This is a genomic window from Streptomyces argenteolus, from assembly GCF_042902585.1.
Lineage (GTDB): Bacteria > Actinomycetota > Actinomycetes > Streptomycetales > Streptomycetaceae > Streptomyces > Streptomyces argenteolus.
In genome coordinates this window covers 178,843-192,447 of record NZ_JBIBEG010000002.1, presented here as the reverse complement: position 1 = coordinate 192,447, position 13,605 = coordinate 178,843, and the positions used below count along the sequence as shown (strand labels likewise).

Genomic DNA, 13,605 nt, shown 5'->3' with positions numbered 1-13,605 from the left:
GCCGCTAGTCCTGTCCGGGCTCGTCGCCACCGCGCGTCCGGTTCCGTCCGCCCGGCCCGGGTCCCGTGTCCGGGCCCTGGCGGGTCTCCCCGTCGGTGTCGCGGCGGGTCTCCCCGTCGGTGTCGCGGTCGGTGTCACGGCTCAGGCCGGAGCCCGGTCCCTCGGGCGGGCCGTCGAGGGTGACGCGCGGCGTCTCCTCCGGGTCGGCGAACCGGCGCCGGTTGCGGATCCAGGTCTCCACCGACCGCCAGGCGTTCTCGGCCACCGAGCGGGCCAGCTCGACGGAGACGACGAGGATGATGTCCTGGATCAGCTCCCCGGCCATGGCGTCGTTCTGGGTGAGCGAGTCCTTGCGCTCCAGGCCGACCTCGCCCCGCTCCAGCGCGTCCTCCAGGACGGGAGCGTTCTCCAGCCACGTGCGCAGCGCTTCGATGTCGTCGCGCCGGGTGTGCGTCCCGCTGAGGACGATCCGTAACTCGACGCTCCCCTGCTCCCGTTCGTGCGCGCCCGTCCCCATAGCGTCCGCCATGCCCTGCCCCCATCGGCCCCGTTGCCGCCGCCCCGTTCGAGGCGCTCCGCTGAACACAGGATTATTTCACGGCAGTTGACACAGGGCACCCCTTTGTCACAGGCAAGGTGAAGCTCGTCGCGTATGCACCGATCACTTGTGCGTGTGCGGGCAGTCAACACACCGAAAGCCTCGACCCCCACGATCCTCGACGATCCCGATGATCCCGACGACGGACAGGACACGGACATGACCGCAGCAGTGAAGGGCCCCGCGAGCTACTTCCCCTCCATCGAGAAGAAGTACGGCCGCCCGGTGGCGGAGTGGAAGGAACTCATCCGCACCTCGCCCCTGACCCGCCACATGGAGCTGGTCTCCTGGCTCAAGACCGAGCACGGCATGGGCCACGGCCACGCCAACGCCCTCGTCGCACACACCCTCGCCGAGGGCGCGTAAGCCGCATCAGACCCCTGCGTCGGCGTCCCCGTCGTCCTCGGCCTCCTCCGGGATCGCCTGCTCCGACCAGACGGTCTTGCCCTCGGCGGCGTACCGGGTGCCCCACAGCGAGGCGAGCTGGGAGATGATGAAGAGTCCCCGCCCGCCCTCGTCGACCGCTCCGGCGTACTTCATGTACGGGGCGGTGGTGCTGCCGTCCCGGATCTCGCAGGTCAGTCCCCGGTCGAGGATGAGGCGCAGCTCCACCGGCGGGCTGCCGTAGCGGACGGCGTTGGTGACGAGCTCGCTGACGATCAGCTCGGTGGCGTCACCGGTGTCGCCGTTGACGTGCCAGCCGGCCAGCGTCTTGGACGTGAGGCGGCGCGCGGTCGCCGGGGCCGTCTTGTCGTAGGGGAGCTCCCAGGCCGCGTACCGGTCGTCGGGCATGGCGTGGGTCCGGGCCAGCAGGAGCGCCGCTCCCCGCAGGTCCGGGGAGTCGGGCAGGGCGTAGGCGATCGTGTCGCACAGGTCCCGCAGCGGCCGGTCCGTCCGGGACAGCGCCTGGCGCAGCGCACCCGACCGCGGCTCGGCATGACGGCTCAGCGCCGCGCTGTGCAGCGCGATCAGGCTGCCCTCCCGGACCGGGAAGGTGACCGCGGCGACGGGCTCGCGGTCCAGTGTCCCCAGGGGCGGCCCCTGCGGGACCTCGACGAAGGACGCCGCGCCGTCCGTGGTGACCACGAGCGGCGCGGGATGGCCCGCTGAGGCGACGGTGCAGGTCTCGGTGAACGGGTCGTACACCGCGTACGCGCAGGTCGCGGTCAGCGGCTCACGGTGCAGCGGATCGCTCGCGGGCAGCTGGGCGCGTTCCTGCGCGAGCCGCCCCGCCGTGTCGTACAGCCGCGCGAGCAGTTCGTCGGGCTCCAGGTCCAGCGCGGCCAGAGCCTGGACGACGGTACGCAGCTGCCCCATGGTGGTGGCCGCGTGGATACCGCTCTCGGCGACCTCCCCGACGACGAGGGCCGTCCGGGCCCCGGACAGGGCGACCGTGTCGAACCAGCAGCCCGCGCCGCCCCCGGGGATCAGCAGATGGTGGGTCTCGACCGCGGGCTGGACCACAGGGCTCTGGGGCAGCAGGCGGCGCTGGAGGGCGCTGGCGATGGTGTACTCGTGGACGTACCGGCGGGCGTTGTCGATGCCGAGGGCGGTCCTGGACGCCATCGCCTCCACCACGGGGATGTCAGCCTCGGTGAAGGGTTCGGAGTCGCCGCAGCGGTAGAGGCTCACCAGCCCGAGGACCGCTCCGCGCAGCGTGAGCGGCGCCAGCAGCAGCGAGTGGGCGCCGATCTCCCGGACGGAGCGGGCCCGCGCGGGGTCGGCGTCGGCCCAGGTGATGTCGTCGAGAGGGACGACGCGGACCCGCAGATCGGACAGGGCCCGCTGGTAGGGGGTGCCGGACGGCACGGCCCGTACGTCCCCGAGCGGATGCGCGGGCTCGCTGCCGCCGCCGTACGCGGCTCGCCGCAGCGGTACATCGCGGTCGAGCGGCCCCGGCTGGGGGTTCTCCCCCCGCAGCACGTTGTCGACGACCTCGACAGCACCGACGTCGGCATAACCGGGGACCAGCGCCTCGGCGAGGTCCCGGCAGGTGGCCTCGACGTCCAGCGTCCGCCCGACGCTGTCGCGTACGGCGGCGAGGGCCTCGTCCCGGACCTGACGCTGCACCCGTTCGGTGACGTCGACGACGGACACGGAGACACCGAGCACCGTGCTGTGACCGTCCTGACGGGTCCCGTGCCCCTCCTGGAGGCGGAACGCCGTCAGGGAGAGGGTGCGCCGTCCACCGGGCCGGCCCTCGGCAGCCGCCCGGAACCGGCGCTCGACGCCGGGAACCCCGGTGCGCAGGACCTCCCGTACGTAGGCCTCCATCCGCTCCGGCTCCTCGAAGGCGCAGACCTCGCGGAACGGCCGGCCGCGCAGCCGTGCGGTCTCGTCCGTGTCGGGGTCGGCGGAGGGGTCGCTGATCCGCAGGAGGCGGAGATCCGGGTCGAGCACGTGGACGCGTATGTGCGCCTGCGTGAACATCACGTCGAGCAGCGCCCTCCCGAGGGCGTCCTCGCCCTCGCCGGCGGTCCAGACGCCCCAGCCCTCGCCGGCGAGCGGCGCCAGCCGCAACCCTTCGGAGGTGCCCTCGCCGCCCCGCTCGCCCTCCTGCGCCAGGACGTCCATGACGTGCAGGCCCAGCGCCTCGGCGGTGGCGGGCCCGAACCGCTGCTCGGCCGACCGGCTCCACCCGGTGACCACGCCGGTACCGTCCACGACCATCAGGGGCGCATCAGCCATGAACCCAGCTCCTTCGCCCCCTCGCGGGACCCGGGGCCGGGCCTCCGCGCACGACGACACGTACCGGACCAGCATCGGCCCCAGGCCCGCCCCCCGCGACCGGAGCGGGCCCCGCCCCCGCCCCGTGCCCGGCGCCACCGGCCCGGACGAGTGTCGGTGCGGCGGCATAGCCTGCGCCCCATGAACGACGACACCGCGCACGCCACCGACCGCCGCTTCCCCGCCGCCCTGGCCGAGGTGGCCCGGGTGGACTTCGCCTACGGGCACGACACCACGGGCGAGGCCGCCGCCGCAGGGGACTACCGCATCGACTTCGAGCCGTACACGGAGTTCACCTCCCGCGAGGAGACCGTCGAGTCGTTCCGCAGCTGGACGGGGGGCACGGACGTCGACGGCGACACCTACCTCCCCTTCGGCCAGGACGGCAGCGGCGGCCAGGCCATGATCTGGCGCGCCCGCCCGGGCCGGCCCCTCGCCGACCAGCCGATCGTGTTCCTCGGCTCGGAGGGCGAATGCGGCGTGGTGGCGGGCAACCTCTCCGACTTCCTGTGGGTCCTGGCCGACGGCTTCGGCCCGCTGGAGGTCACCTGGGAGGACGAGGAACTCACCTCCACCCCCGACGAAGCCCTGACCCGCCTCGCAGAACGCCACGCGACGACACCGCGCCGGACGGCGAGGGAGATCGTGCTGGAGACCCGGGCGGAGTTCCCCACGTTCGAGGAGGACATCTGGGCGCTGAGCCGGTGATGCGGGGGGGCGGCGGGCGGTGGGCGAGCCGGAGAACGCACTATTGGTCACTGTCGAGGAGCCCCGGGGCCTGCCCTCAAGGTGAACGCCGAGAAGCGGCTGGGGCCAGCGTTCATGACTTCGCACCCAGAACATGACGTAGCAGACTTGAGAAGTGATGAGCACTCCTAAGCCTTCCTCGGACAGCGTCACCGCTCGCATGCGTCGTCAGGCCCGCCGCGACACGGCCCCGGAGGTAGCGGTCCGGAAGCTGCTCCACGCATCTGGCTATCGTTACCGCCTGAACGAGCGCGTGCCGCACATGCGCAGGCGAACGATCGACATCGCCTTCGGCTCAGCCAAAGTCGCTGTCTTCATGGACGGTTGCTTCTGGCACGGCTGCCCGGATCACGCCACTCAGCCGAAGTCCAACAGTGAATGGTGGCGCGAGAAGCTCGATCGCAACATGGCGCGCGACACAGAGACGACTGCCCATCTCATCGCCGAGGGTTGGACAGTTCTACGCTTCTGGGAACACGAATCGGCGGAGAGAGTAGCCGAGCAGGTCAGGCAGACAGTAGACCGCGAGAGGGCTGGCCGACGCCGAAGGCGGAGTTGAACTGCTCGACGGCGGGAACCGCGCACGGTAGTCACATCATGGTGGAACACGAACACCGGTACGATGCCGCCCATGCGGAGCCCTTCCTGGACCTGGGACGAACTACTGCTGATCTGCTCGCGGGTCGTTGAGAACGACTGGCGCCAGCTCCGCACCTATCAGCCCGCCACTGAGCAGTTGGCGGACCTGCTCCGCTCTCTCCCCCTTCACGACACGGCAGCGCGAGCTCTACCAGAATTTCGCTCTGCCGCGAGCGTCAGCCGAAAGAGCGCGGACCTGATCACGAATCGCCCTGGATACGCCCGACAGGCAACCCGCGGTGGCCACCTCACCTCACTGGTCGCAGAAGCCTTCATCACACGCAGGGAAGAGATGATGGCAGCCGCTCTGGCGATCGAAGGCGGGATCGGTTCAGGTGAGCTGATCAAGATTCCGCCTCAGCCGGATGAGGTCGACGCCGATGGGTACGCGGCCCGCGAGGGCCGGCTCCTCGCACGGTGGGCGATCTTCCGCGAGCGGAACCCAGCTCTCCGCAGACGCAAAATCGCGGAGGCGAGTCGCCTTGGTAGACGCATTCAGTGCGAGGTCTGCCACTTTCACTTCGCAGATCGATACGGCGCCATTGGCCAGGACTACATCGAGGTACACCACGTACAGCCTCTTCACATCTCGGGCCCGCGAGAGACGCAGCTTCAAGACCTCGCCTTCGTATGCGCCAACTGTCACCGGATGTGCCACAGGACCTACCTAGGCTCGACGTGGCGCACCCCTGGCACGCTGCGCTCGATGATGCCCCGCCATCCGGCGCCGCCGTCAGTCAACACGGCCACAGACGACACTTCTTGACGTTGCATCACATAAATCGAGCTCGGACGAATGTGTAGTATTCGCGGAGGCGTCGCATCCCCCTCCGGCATGAAGCCATCCTCCTGAACGCGGCGTCGAGAGGTGCGACCATGGCCAAGAAGTACGCCTACACCCTCCCTCAACACCGCGTTGAGCATGGTGTATCCATTCCCGTCGATGAACTCATGATCGACGACAAGGCGCAGCGAACCTTGAACGAGCCACGCGCACGGAGCATGGCCAACAATCTGGTGCCTGAAGCGCTGGGTACGATCGTGGTCTCTCAACGCTCGGACGGTCTTCGCTACATCGTGGACGGCATGCATCGTTGGCATGCCTCCAAGCTGACGGGCATAGCCGAGTTGGTAGCCGAGGTCCACCACGGGCTCGATCAACAGGAAGAAGCGATTCTCTTCCTCATCAAAAACAGAGAATCGAGCAAGCCCACTCCGCTCGACGAGTACAGGATTGGCCTGACCGCTGGGCTACCACTGTTCGTCGACACTGAATCCGCCTTGCAAGCGCGTGGCTTGTCGATGGGCTCGACAGGCACCAACACGGTGGGAGCGGTTGCCGGCGTCCTACGCATCACCGATCTCTACGGGCCTCACGTGCTGGAACGGACTCTGAAGGTAGCGGAAGTCGCTTGGGGACGTACGAAGGAGACCTGGGACGGCATGCTCCTTGGTGGAATCGGAATGTTCCTGGGACGTCACGGAGACGAGGTCGAGGACGGTCCGCTCGCCGCCAAAATCGGCAAGAAGGATCCTGCCTTCCGCTGGCGCGCCAACATCACTGCTCTGGCTTCCGCGGGCGGTACACGCCACAGCGGCACCGGCTCCCGAGTGAGCACTTGTTACACACTCATCGTGACTGAGTGGAACAAGGGCAAGCGCACGGAGAATCGCATCGACGCATAGACGCTCCCTGTGACTGGCCCGATGAATAGGCCCCGTCGGGCCAGTCAACGCCCCTCGCGCACGAACGCTTCTGGCGGGCGCTGCGCTCAGCGCTTTGCAACATGAGCCTTGTCGGACTTGCTACCCAGCCCCGCCTCGGACCATGGCGACTCAAGCCGGCCCCAGGCGATCAGGACAGATTGAGGTTCTGGTAGCGGTTGTTCGGCTCTCCGCTGGCGTAGACGCGTGGGGAGGTGAACACCCCGGGCAGGTCGGTGTTCCGCAGGGTGCCGCCAGGCAGGCGCAGGCCGTAGTGCTCGCCCATCAGGCGGTAGACGTCACGGATGTCCGGGACGTGCAGGCCCCATTCGTCCGGCTCGTCCGGGAAGTCGGGGTCCGGCTCGACGGAGCCGAGGGCGATCTCGGCGATCATCCGCTGAGTGAGCGGGTGGTCCGCGCGGATCGACTCGTGCACCTCGCCGTCGAAGTAGCTCCAGTCCAGCTTCCCGTCCACGATGACGTCCACGGTCGGCGGGTCCATCGTGGTGTCCTGGACGATCAGCCACGTGTGGCCGTCCCACAGATGCCGCAGGGGTTCGGGGCGGTGCGCGTAGAAGCCGTCGCCGCCCGCGCGCAAGGCGAACGCCCAGCCGGCGTACTCGCCCAGCCTTGCGTAGTCAGGGACGTCGCTGGTCCGGTGCAAGGCGGCGTTGAACGCCTCGGGCGACATGACTCCCAGGGCGGGGTCGGCCCCCACCATCGCCGCCAGCTCGGCGATACTCACGCCTTTGACCATCTCCAGGTAGAAACCCCAGCCTGCGTCGTCCTGTATGCACTCGAAAGCGTCATGGCTCATGGCGCGCAGTGTGGCAGCCGCCTGTGACACACCACCGTCTCAGCGGGAGAGGCCGTCAGCAGCCAGCACCGTGAACGCGGACCAGGCGTCACGGGAGACCGTCAGCGCCTGCCTCTGCGTGTCCTTCGAGTCCCGCACCCACACGCCCTCGGCCCGTACCGCGATCTCCACGCAGTTGTCACCGGAGCTGCCGCTGTAGCTGCTCTTGAACCACGTCGGCTCTGTGGTGCTCATAGTGCTCCTCGCATCTGCTCCAGCAGGCTTACTGTGGCTTCGCGGCCGAGGGCCTGCGATCGCAGCTTGCCATAGCGCTGGAGCATGGCGCTCACGTCTTTCGGTGCCGTGATCAGAATGCTCGACTGCTGGCCCTCCGAGTAGCCGACCCACTCGTGCTGCTGAGTCTCTGCGAGGTACATCAGACCGTCGATGCCGGCGTGGTCGTACTGGCACAGAGGCATCACCTGGATCTCGATGTTCCGGCGCCCGCCCTGGTCCAGCAGATGATCCAGTAGTTGCCGGGTGACCTCGGGGCCGCCCATGCGGCGTTCCAGCAGCGCCTGCTCGATGACGAAGCTGAACGCGGTGTTCGGCCTCTCCGCCAAGAGCTGCTGGCGTTCCAGCCGGGCGGTCACCTGGTGCTCGATCTGCTCGCCAGAGAGAGGCGGCAGGCGTCGTTCGAAGATGGCGCGGATGTAGGCCTCGGGCTGCAACAGCCCAGGGATAGCGCGGCACTCGTACGCGTACAGCGAGATCGCGTCCTCCTCGATCGCCGCCCACTGCAAGAACCACGACGCCAGCCCCACCTTCCGCGTCAGGCTGCCTGCCGCCGCCGCCAGTACCCGGGCGGCCGTCGCGCCCAGCACCTCCTCCGAGCGGTCCAGCAGGTCTCTCGGCGGGAAGCGTTTGCCCTGTTCGATCTTGGCGATGTACGCCGCCGAGTACTGCACCCGGGGCGCGAACTGTTCCTGGGTGAGCCGGGCTTCGTCCCTCAGCGCCTTCAGCACCGCACCGAACGTCTTGAGGCTGTCGGACAGCTCCGGCTCGCCGCAGTTCGCGCCCGCCCTGACGCCGCCGTGGTCCATGGCCATTCACGGCCGCCTCTCCCCTGTGGTGGGCCCCCTGGCCCACCCATGCCGTACCGTGCGCCACACCGATGGTCACGCATCGTGACCCTCCCAGTCCAGCGCGTGCACCCGTACAAGTCGATCTGTATGGGCGCCGTGCCTGCCGCCCGCTCTCCCGCTCCGGCCAGGGTGGGTCGCATGCCAGCCCTTCGGAGTCAGTCCCCCGCCCCCGCGCGGATGTTCGTCCAGCGTTTCTCCGCCACCCGGCGCGGTGCGCGTCTCGCGCGGCTGCTCGCCGCGCTCCAGCTCGTCGAGTGGGGCCGCGCCCGAGGGACGGACCACCATGACGCGGTCACGCTCGTGGTCGCGGAGTTCGCCGCCAACGCCGTGCTGCACGGCCGCGTCCCCGGCCGGGACTTCGCGCTCCTCCTCCGTCCCGACGAGGAGCGGGGCAGCATCCGCGTCGAGGTGTCCGACACCCACCCCGCCCGGCCCGCCCTCCTCGCACCGGTTGCCGTCGCGGACCACGGGCGCGGGCTGGTCCTCGTCGAGGCTCTCGCCACCCGTTGGGGGGTCCGCGACCGGGTGGGGCCGGGCAAGACGGTCTGGGCGGAGCTGCCGTGGCCTGAACTCCGCCCGAGCGCCGGCAACCGGGGACCTCGCGACGGGATCCGACGATCCCGCCACGGGATCTGACGATCTCCTCCCCGGCCCTACGGCCGTCAGTACGCTGGAGCAGCCGATCTGGGGAGACACAGAGATGACCTTGCGACCGAGAGGGCTGCTCGCCCTGCTCGTCGGTGCAGCACTGCTGACCGGCTGCGGCGGCGCGTCCGCGTCCGGCACGGAGTCCGGGAGCGCCACCGAAACCGTGAGCCTCAGGGTCAGCGGCGGCATCGCGGGGGTCCAGCGCGGCATCGACGTCAGTCCCGGCGGGGAGGTCTTCGTCACCGGCCGCGGGGGCGCCCGCGAGTCGGCCGACCCGTTGTCGCCGGCCGAGTCCGAAGAGCTGGACACCCTTGTCGCGGCCGTGGACTTCGACGATCTTCCCTCGCGCAGCGTCTCCGAGAGCTCCATGGACCGCTTCGAATACCGCTTGCAGTACGGCGGTCACACCCTGGTCACCGACAAGAGCGAGGATCTGGGCCCGGTGGACGACCTGATCTCGCACCTCAACAGCTGTATGCAGAAGCGCGGCTGAGCCCGGACACCCGTTTGGCGCCTGCGGGGTGCGCCATACTCCCCGCATGCCTACGCCCATCGGTCCGGTGATCCTCTTCGACGACGACCTGTACATGTACGTCCTCAAGGACCGCGCGTGGGCCGAGGCCTGGTGGGAGATGCCGGACGAGTACGCCTGCGGGTTCGACGCCCTGGCCAGGCCGCTGCGCATGACGGGCGAGCCGCATCGGGTCACGCTCGAACTGACGGGTGACGGACCGGCCGAGGCGGACCTGCGCCGTCTTGTCGGCGACCACTACCGGCGCTTCCGGCGCGGGCAGGTGCCACCCGAGGCGTCCGGTCTTCCGGCGTTCGTGGCGGGGTTGCCCGTCGAGGGCTCGTAACGCCCGTCCGAGTGGGGCGGCGCATGCCGTGCACATTCCGTACGGACCCTGCCCGGCAATTGCGGGGCAGGGATTTGTTCACGTATATTGGATGGTTCTGTGCGCCCATAGAAAAAGGCCCCTCACCGGGGGCCAACAAGAATCACCATATCCGCCAGGGAGCGATTTTGTCAACTCGCGAAGACGTCGAATTGCAGAAGGAGCAGCAATTCATCGACCGGCTGTACGACCGGGTCGACGCCCTGCGCGGGGTCGCCGCCGAAGGCGTCGAGGACGCGTTGACGCCGGTGGGGAACGGTTTGCAGGCGCGGCACGAGCGGGATGTGCTCGTCGCGGAGCGGTCGGGGCTGCTGGCTGCCCTGAATGCGGTGGACGGTTCCCTGTGCTTCGGCCGTATCGATCTCTCCGACGGCGCCGCGCACCATATCGGCCGTATAGGAATTCGTGAGGACGACACCGAGCACACGCCCCTCCTGATCGACTGGCGTGCCCCGGTCGCGCGGCCGTTCTATCTCGCCACCGGGCATACGCCCATGGGCCTGCGCCGGCGCAGACACCTCACCACCGAGGGCCGTACGGTCACCGAGCTGCACGACGAGATCCTCGATCTGGGGGACCGCGAGCGCACCGGTTTCGAGGACCCTAGCGGGGACGCCGTGCTGCTCGCCGCGCTGGGTTCCGCCCGTACCGGCCGCATGGGCGACATCGTGCGGACCATCCAGGCGGAGCAGGACCGCGTCATCCGCGCCCCGCACCGGGGTGTCCTCGTCGTGGAGGGCGGCCCCGGCACGGGCAAGACGGCGGTCGCGCTGCACCGGGCGGCCTTCCTGCTGTACGAGCACCGGGAGCTGCTGGCCAAGCGCGCGGTGCTGGTCGTGGGCCCCAACCCGGCCTTCCTGCGCTACATCGGCGAGGTGCTGCCCGCGCTCGGTGAGACCGGCGTGATGCTGGCGACGCAGGCCGAGCTGTTCCCCGGTGTGCACGCCCGGGGCACCGACACCCCCCGCGCGGCGGCCGTCAAGGGCGGTGCGGGCATGGCCGAGGCGCTCGCCCTCGCCGTGCGCGACCGGCAGGAACTGCCCGAACCCGGCGCTCCCCTGGTGATCCCGCACGACGACGGTGACCTCGTTTTGGACTGGGAGATCGCCTACGAGGCCCGGCAGGCGGCGCGCGAGACCCGGCTGCCGCACAACCTCGCCCGGCCGTACTTCACGTTCCAGGTGATCGACGCGCTCACCGCGCAGCTCACCGAACGCATCGGCGCGGACCCGTACGGCGGCCCGAACTTCCTGGGTCCGGACGACATCGCCCAGCTCGGCAAGGGCGTCGCCGCAAGCGAGGAGGTGCACGCGGCTGTCGGGCAGCTGTGGCCGCTGCTCACCCCGGAGGGGTTCGTCGCCGACTACCTGGCGGAGCCCGTGTATCTGGAGGACGAGGACGCGGAGGCCATCCGGCGCGCCCCTGGCGAGGGCGGGTGGACCCCCGCCGACGTGCCGCTCCTGGACGAGGCCGCGGAGCTGCTGGGCTCCGACGACAGCGCCGCGCGGGCCGCCGCCGAGGCGGAGCGTCAGGAGCGCGTCGCCTACGCGCAGGGTGTCCTGGAGCTGTCGCGGGGCTCGGAGTCGTACGAGTTCGAGGACGAGGAGTCCGAGGTCCTGGCGGCGCACGACATCATCGACGCCGAGCGGATGGCCGAGCGGCAGGAGGAGGCCGACCACCGCAGCGCGGCCGAGCGGGCCGCCGCCGACCGGACCTGGGCGTTCGGCCACATCATCGTCGACGAGGCGCAGGAGCTGTCGCCGATGGCGTGGCGGCTGCTGATGCGCCGGTCACCGACCCGCTCGCTGACCCTGGTCGGGGACCCGGCGCAGACCTCGGAGGAGGCGGGCGTCGGCTCCTGGGAGCGGATCCTGGAGCCGTACGTCGGCGACCGGTTCGAGCATGTGCGCCTGGGGGTCAACTACCGCACGCCCGCCGAGATCATGGAGCTGGCGGCCAGGGTCCTGCGGGCGCAGGACCCGTCGTTCGAGCCGCCCGGGTCGGTGCGGTCCACCGGTGAGAAGCCGTGGACGAGGGATTCCGGAGCGGATCTGGCGGGCGCGGTCGAGCGGGCCGTCGCCGAGCTGACGCCCGAGGAGGGGCGGCTCGCGGTGATCGCGCCGCGTGAGCTGCACGAGGAGATCGCGGGCCGGCTCGACGGGGTCACCGTGGGCGCCGAACCCGATCTCACCCGCACCGTGGTGCTGCTCGGCCCGCGCGAGGCGAAGGGGCTGGAGTTCGACCACGTGCTGGTCGTGGAGCCCGGCCGGTTCGGGACGAGCGACCTGTACGTGGCGCTGACCCGTGCGACACAGCGCCTGGGCATCGTCCACCGTGAGGAGCTGCCGGAGTCGCTGCGCTGAGCGCCGGGCCGCCCGACATCGTGCCCCGGCGCCTCACACGCGGGGAGGCGCACCGGGCGCGCGGGGAGGTGTCCGCCGCGCACCGGGCGGTGCGCGAGGACGTCGGCGAACGACTCCGCCCCGCACCGGTCGACTCGGTGCGGGGCGGACGCGGGCCGCGGATCAGTTGCAGGCGTGGCCCCAGCCCATGTTGGGACGCCAGGTCTTCTCGCCGGTGGAGGCGCCCTTCCAGCTGAACGTCGCCACCACGCCGAAGCTGTTCGTCGGCCACGTGCACGGGTCGATCCTGGCGGTGGCCGCCGAGTCCGAGGTCGCGAACCAGCCGTCGTAGTCCTGCTTGGACTTCACGGTCACCCAGCCGCTGCCGTTGAAGCGCTGAAGCTTCACGTTGGTGACCTTGACCGAGTAGTTGTTGCCACCGGTGGCGTCGGTGATCTTCGCCCGCGCCTGGTAGGTGTCGGTGGTCCTGTCCCACCAGACGGTGGCGCAGCGCTTGACCTGGGTGCCGTAGCACTCCCACGCGCTCTCCGCGGATGCCGAGGCCGGGGTCAGCACGATCGACGCGCCGAGCGTTCCGGCGACCAACGCGCCGACGGTCCCGAATCGGCCTGCACGCTTGAGCCCCATGAATATCCTCCCGTTGGGTCCAGTGATTCCGGGAACCGTATCCAGGAATGCGCGACAACCGAGCGGACGTGCGGGGCGGTTGCCTCGCTGTGACAAAGTCAGACTTCGGTTCTCGTCGGCCGTGGCGTCCGTGACAAGGCACACCTGACGGGCGCGACCGCCTGGCTCGACCGGCGGGCTCGGAGCTCGGAGCCCCAGCTCCGGGACCCGAGCGCCGGTGCGGCGGATTCACACCTTCGGACGACCGGAATCGTCCCCTCCACCCGAGGCCCGAGCTTCGGGATCCGGGCGTCGGGATGCGAGGGCCGGGATTCGAGCGATGCCTTTGACCGGTAGGGAAAGAAAGGGGGTTGGGGAATACCTCCCCGACCTCCCTGACCCGTCACGGCCAGGAAGTATGACTAATCGTGACCGACTTGCGGCGGAGCGTGGCGACTGCCTACGGTGCGAGAACCGAACGACCCCGACACGGTGTTGGACGCACCAGGCCGGGGTCTGACCGCAAGATCGGAAGAAGCGATCCGTGGCTATCCAGCACCCTAGCTCCGCCCTGCGCGCACCCGCACCCTCGCGCCCCTACCCGATGGCCAAGCCCGGTTACGGCAAGCGCTCCATGCCCGGCCAACTCCCGAGCCGCGCCGACGACTTCGCTCTGCTGCCGACCCGCGAGCGGTACATCGCCGGGTTCATCGACCGGCTGCCCGACGGCGCGTCG

General features: G+C 69.9%; 15 protein-coding genes. 9 read left to right on the top strand and 6 right to left on the bottom strand.

Annotated elements, in window-relative coordinates:
• Window positions 1-4: 4 nt before the first annotated feature.
• Window positions 5-529 carry a hypothetical protein gene (locus tag ACFY8O_RS07515; RefSeq protein WP_145801318.1) on the bottom strand — a complete coding sequence of 175 codons (525 nt, stop codon included), beginning with the start codon at window positions 527-529 and terminating at the stop codon, window positions 5-7.
• A gap of 228 nt (window positions 530-757) precedes the next feature.
• On the opposite strand from ACFY8O_RS07515, the gene ACFY8O_RS07510 reads away from it, so the two are divergent.
• The gene (locus ACFY8O_RS07510) at window positions 758-964 is read left to right on the top strand and encodes a DUF4287 domain-containing protein (RefSeq protein ID WP_145801317.1); all 207 of its coding nucleotides are present in this window, start codon (window positions 758-760) and stop codon (window positions 962-964) included.
• A 6-nt stretch (window positions 965-970) separates the two neighbouring features.
• Here the strand turns inward: ACFY8O_RS07510 and ACFY8O_RS07505 are convergent, their stop codons facing one another.
• Complete coding sequence (locus ACFY8O_RS07505; RefSeq protein WP_387899852.1) at window positions 971-3,286, bottom strand: SpoIIE family protein phosphatase; 2,316 nt, start codon at window positions 3,284-3,286, stop codon at window positions 971-973.
• A gap of 180 nt (window positions 3,287-3,466) precedes the next feature.
• Here ACFY8O_RS07505 and ACFY8O_RS07500 point away from each other — a divergent pair, with 180 nt between their 5' ends.
• The 4 genes from ACFY8O_RS07500 to ACFY8O_RS07485 all read left to right on the top strand — a co-directional run bounded on the left by ACFY8O_RS07500 (window position 3,467) and on the right by ACFY8O_RS07485 (window position 6,397).
• On the top strand, window positions 3,467-4,033 hold the full coding sequence (locus ACFY8O_RS07500) for an SMI1/KNR4 family protein (RefSeq protein ID WP_387899850.1): 567 nt from the start codon (window positions 3,467-3,469) through the stop codon (window positions 4,031-4,033).
• 157 nt (window positions 4,034-4,190) lie between these two features.
• Window positions 4,191-4,631, top strand: coding sequence for a very short patch repair endonuclease (locus ACFY8O_RS07495; RefSeq protein ID WP_387901037.1), 441 nt, complete (start codon window positions 4,191-4,193; stop codon window positions 4,629-4,631).
• A 72-nt stretch (window positions 4,632-4,703) separates the two neighbouring features.
• Window positions 4,704-5,477 carry an HNH endonuclease gene (locus ACFY8O_RS07490; RefSeq protein WP_145801313.1) on the top strand — a complete coding sequence of 258 codons (774 nt, stop codon included), beginning with the start codon at window positions 4,704-4,706 and terminating at the stop codon, window positions 5,475-5,477.
• A 110-nt stretch (window positions 5,478-5,587) separates the two neighbouring features.
• Window positions 5,588-6,397, top strand: a complete 810-nt coding sequence (locus ACFY8O_RS07485) for a DUF6551 family protein (protein WP_145801311.1) — start codon at window positions 5,588-5,590, stop codon at window positions 6,395-6,397.
• A gap of 169 nt (window positions 6,398-6,566) precedes the next feature.
• On the opposite strand, the gene ACFY8O_RS07480 is transcribed toward ACFY8O_RS07485, so the two are convergent.
• The 3 genes from ACFY8O_RS07480 to ACFY8O_RS07470 are packed head-to-tail and all read right to left on the bottom strand — an operon-like array spanning window position 6,567 to window position 8,320.
• Entirely contained in the window at window positions 6,567-7,232 is a 666-nt protein-coding gene (locus ACFY8O_RS07480; RefSeq protein ID WP_387899848.1) for a hypothetical protein, read from the bottom strand.
• Between the two features lie 39 nt (window positions 7,233-7,271).
• Complete coding sequence (locus ACFY8O_RS07475) at window positions 7,272-7,466, bottom strand: DUF397 domain-containing protein (protein ID WP_387899846.1); 195 nt, start codon at window positions 7,464-7,466, stop codon at window positions 7,272-7,274.
• Window positions 7,463-8,320 carry a helix-turn-helix domain-containing protein gene (locus tag ACFY8O_RS07470; protein ID WP_387899844.1) on the bottom strand — a complete coding sequence of 286 codons (858 nt, stop codon included), beginning with the start codon at window positions 8,318-8,320 and terminating at the stop codon, window positions 7,463-7,465. The genes ACFY8O_RS07475 and ACFY8O_RS07470 overlap by 4 nt, the downstream gene beginning before the upstream one ends.
• Window positions 8,321-8,494: 174 nt before the next feature.
• On the opposite strand from ACFY8O_RS07470, the gene ACFY8O_RS07465 reads away from it, so the two are divergent.
• The 4 genes from ACFY8O_RS07465 to ACFY8O_RS07450 all read left to right on the top strand — a co-directional run bounded on the left by ACFY8O_RS07465 (window position 8,495) and on the right by ACFY8O_RS07450 (window position 12,263).
• Window positions 8,495-8,992: an ATP-binding protein gene (locus ACFY8O_RS07465; RefSeq protein ID WP_387899843.1), complete on the top strand. Its 498-nt coding sequence runs from the start codon at window positions 8,495-8,497 to the stop codon at window positions 8,990-8,992.
• Between the two features lie 64 nt (window positions 8,993-9,056).
• Entirely contained in the window at window positions 9,057-9,497 is a 441-nt protein-coding gene (locus ACFY8O_RS07460) for a hypothetical protein (RefSeq protein WP_387899841.1), read from the top strand.
• A gap of 46 nt (window positions 9,498-9,543) precedes the next feature.
• Window positions 9,544-9,861 carry a hypothetical protein gene (locus tag ACFY8O_RS07455; RefSeq protein WP_145801306.1) on the top strand — a complete coding sequence of 106 codons (318 nt, stop codon included), beginning with the start codon at window positions 9,544-9,546 and terminating at the stop codon, window positions 9,859-9,861.
• Window positions 9,862-10,052: 191 nt separating this feature from the next.
• Complete coding sequence (locus ACFY8O_RS07450; protein WP_387901035.1) at window positions 10,053-12,263, top strand: HelD family protein; 2,211 nt, start codon at window positions 10,053-10,055, stop codon at window positions 12,261-12,263.
• 162 nt (window positions 12,264-12,425) lie between these two features.
• Here the strand turns inward: ACFY8O_RS07450 and ACFY8O_RS07445 are convergent, their stop codons facing one another.
• A complete protein-coding gene (locus ACFY8O_RS07445; RefSeq protein ID WP_145801305.1) occupies window positions 12,426-12,890 on the bottom strand; it encodes a hypothetical protein in 465 nt (154 codons plus the stop codon).
• Window positions 12,891-13,605: the final 715 nt, after the last annotated feature.